The sequence below is a fragment of the Candidatus Nitrosotalea sp. FS genome, assembly GCF_011319475.1.
Taxonomy (GTDB): domain Archaea; phylum Thermoproteota; class Nitrososphaeria; order Nitrososphaerales; family Nitrosopumilaceae; genus Nitrosotalea.
In genome coordinates this window covers 1-518 of sequence record NZ_RCMC01000070.1, presented here as the reverse complement: position 1 = coordinate 518, position 518 = coordinate 1, and the positions used below count along the sequence as shown (strand labels likewise).

The following is a 518-nucleotide window of genomic DNA, read 5'->3' as shown; positions in this document are numbered from 1 at the left end:
AACTGTGTTGGATCAACATATTGGTTCAAGTCTACGTATACTTGATCAACTTTAGCAAGTTGGTTAACCAAGGCTGCTGCCTGGGCTTCACTATCACCCATGTTCTTTACAATCTGAGTTTGTCTATCATAAGTTGCGACAGAATCAGTTGTTGGGCCTTGTTCAAAACCAGCATAGCTTTGCTGGATCTTTACTAGTTGTCCTACAATATCTTGTGCTTGTGCAAGCGATGTAGCACGTGCTTGATCAAGCATGGCGTTTCGGTCTCTGCCTTGCATATCAGTTGATGTGTCGTTAAGTCCCTTGTAGTCATTTGCTTGAAGATCGACCAACTGTTGAACATGAATAGTATCAAATTGTGCAATTGCATTTTGGATTGAAACTTGTGCTTGTGCGTCAATGTTTCGTCCTCTGCTTGTTTCATCAGTGCTAGTACTTGTAAGGCCAGACCAGTTTGTCTTGGTTTGATCCAAGTCTGCAAATTGGTAGTAGCTCATGTATTTTGCCATGGCCTTTTG

General features: G+C 41.9%; 1 protein-coding gene. It reads right to left on the bottom strand.

Going from position 1 to position 518, the window contains the following annotated elements:
• On the bottom strand, window positions 1-497 hold a 497-nt coding region (locus tag DYY66_RS03045), incomplete at its 3' end, for a hypothetical protein (RefSeq protein WP_218583587.1).
• Window positions 498-518 lie beyond the last annotated feature (21 nt).